Source organism: Microcoleus sp. Pol14D4 (genome assembly GCF_036701245.1).
Lineage (GTDB): Bacteria > Cyanobacteriota > Cyanobacteriia > Cyanobacteriales > Microcoleaceae > Microcoleus.
Window position 1 is genome coordinate 1 of sequence record NZ_JAUBQM010000178.1, and the last position, 2,625, is coordinate 2,625.

At 41.2% G+C, this 2,625-nt stretch carries 1 protein-coding gene; it reads right to left on the minus strand.

All coding sequences use genetic code 11. The features are described from left to right. Positions 1–35: 35 nt before the first annotated feature. Positions 36–2,534, minus strand: a complete 2,499-nt coding sequence (locus QUA33_RS27885) for a GAF domain-containing protein (RefSeq protein WP_333152984.1) — start codon at positions 2,532–2,534, stop codon at positions 36–38. Positions 2,535–2,625 lie beyond the last annotated feature (91 nt).

Below are 2,625 nucleotides of genomic sequence, written 5' to 3' on the forward strand. Positions count from 1 at the left end.
CATCTTTATTTAACGATTTTACTAGCTTTTTCATTTTATCTCTTTTTTGACACATTTGCCAAAGTGAGATGCACCCACATCTTTTCGCTTTGAATCATTTGCAATTGGGTTTGCTGCAAGTCATGTAAGGCTTGTTCTAGTTGTTGGGAATAGGTTTGTGACCGTTCATAAAGTCTGGCATTTTCTAGGGAGATAGCAGCTTGAGCGCAAAGTAGATTGAGGATCTCGACGCGATCGCTTGTAAATGCCCCCTGCGCTAAATTATTTTCTAGATATAAAATGCCCAGCAATTTCCCTTGATGCAAAATCGGGCTGCACAAGATACTCTGAGGCTGCTGACGAATAATATAAGGGTCATTGGCCAAAATCGGATCGATCGTGGCATCAAACAGCACAACAGTCTGCCTGTTGTGCAAGACTTTGTAAATCAGCTTCAGCGGAATATCCTGGCTATCATCAACAGGAAGGCTTTGCAACACAACTGGCTGCCTCCCTGTAGTAATTGACCCTTTAATCAGCAGGCGATTGTCTCGCAAAAGCATTAACACGCATTTATCAGCCCCCGCATTTTCAATAACAATAGAAAGCAATGATGAAAGCAGTTTGGACAGTTCAATTTCGCCTGAGATAGTTTGAGAAGCTTCAAGAATGGCAGCTAAATCTAGAGTTCCAGAGGCACTGCTACTGTGGCAAGTGGGGTAATTGGTAGAAGTGACACTCCCCAATGTGAAGATAGTTTCTTTAGCTGACAGGGGAGAACGGGTTTGCTGGAGGATGGGGGCGAGAAGTTGGGGATAGCGTTTTTCGAGGTCAGCAACTTTGGCTTTCGCACCCCAACGCGCGTAGCAGTAATACGCTTCTTGCATATATGCTTGGGCGAGTTTTTCTTTCCCCCCATTGAGGTAAAATTTGGCGGCAAGTTCATTCGCTAGTGCTTCTTCTTGGATATATGCGTTTTCTTTTGCAGAGCCTATAGCGCGATCGTAGTAATCCATTGCTTCATATATCTTCCCCAACACCCGGTACTGTTCTGCTTCCACCAAATAAAATTTGTGTAAATGGTTTGTGGGTGCATGATCTGCCCATTGTTTGAGTTTTTTCTGGTTGCTAATAACTTCCTGGGGAAGGGATGGGCCAAGGCCGCCGAAGGCATCGCATTCTCTACTTTGAGCGTTGGGTAATATAGCAAGATAGACCAAAGAATCGTAAAAGTGAAACACCGGAACCATAAAACAGCCGGATATTCCGCTCAAATATTGTTTGGCATCAACTGCCACTTTAATTGCTTGCTCCCATTCATTAAACAAGTAACAAAGAATTAATTTATTGGTAGATAGTGTTCCCATTGCGTAAAGATCGTTAGCATTCTGATGCAAGGGAAACATGATGTTTTCGTCATAGATTACACCTTGAATTTCCCAAGGACACTTGCTCTTACCGAGCAAATTTAAGACGGATTGATAAAAGACTCTAAGATAATTATGAGCGACTTCCTGTTTGAGTTGAGTTAATGCCTGATTGTAAACCTTCATCTCTCGTTCTAGGATTGACAAATCTTTTCCTAGAAAAAATGACAGCGAGCAGTAATTGTATGCACAGTAAGCAGCATATTCTAAAGTACCCATTTCTAGACCGCTGTGGTATCCGTCCAGTAAAGGAGCAAGTGAATCTTGAATATGATATTTCCAAGGCTTTACAAACGGATAAACCATGTTAATGGTGCTGGCTTTAAATTCTCTATTCTGGAAACGTGATAGTAGTTCCATTGCCAGTTGACCAACGCGATTACCTAAATCTATTTGCCCCAAATCGCACAAAATTACTCCATACCAAGCATAAGCCTGCGCTGATACAGCAGCATTACCATATTCAACTGATAACCTAACTTGCTTGCAGACAATTAACGGCAGTAGTTTTGGAATCGCTTGATAGACTGCTGCTGTCACGGTTCCTAAAATTCGCATCACTGCCAGAGCTTGAAGGTCTATCATCTCAGGTAGTGCCAACAAATCTTCTAAATCTTTTCCTTTTAATACATCTTGAGCCTGTTGCAAACTTTGATTAATCTCTGTGTCAGTGGGCTGCTCTGGAAACGATATTCCAAATAATTTCAAAACAGAAAGAGCGGTTTTAATAGCTTTGGGCTGTTTGCTCTGGGCTACGTCAGCTAAAATTGTCACTTCATAGACCTTAACTTTGTCTAGTAATTGACTAGCATTTTGTACTACCAACTCGACTATCTGTTCCATTCGTCTAAACTCAGCGCTTAGACAAGCTACTTCTGCTGCTAAATCATGTAGAGCCAAAGTTATATCATAGTATTGTTGCCAACAATTTACTGTGAGAAGTTCTATGCCTTTAGTGGCGTATTCAATTGCTGCGATGTAAGCGGTGGCAGATTTGGCTTTTTGTGCAGCAGCTAAATTTAGCTTTGCTAATTCCGCACGTTCTGTTTCTGAGACAATTAAATCGGCTCCTTTGTTTAATTGATTGATAATATCAAAGATTTTTTCCTCTTTTTCTGTCTTGCTCATTACACTTAAAAGCAATTGGGAGCGTGTCACTTTTGCAATAAGTACAAATACTTAAATAAGGCTGTTGTGACCAATTGCAGCCATTCTGAGT

Excerpts from the sequence above, each read along its gene's own strand:
- QUA33_RS27885 (WP_333152984.1), bottom strand. The coding sequence starts at position 2,534 with ATGAGCAAGACAGAAAAAGAGGAAAAAATCTTTGATATTATCAATCAA.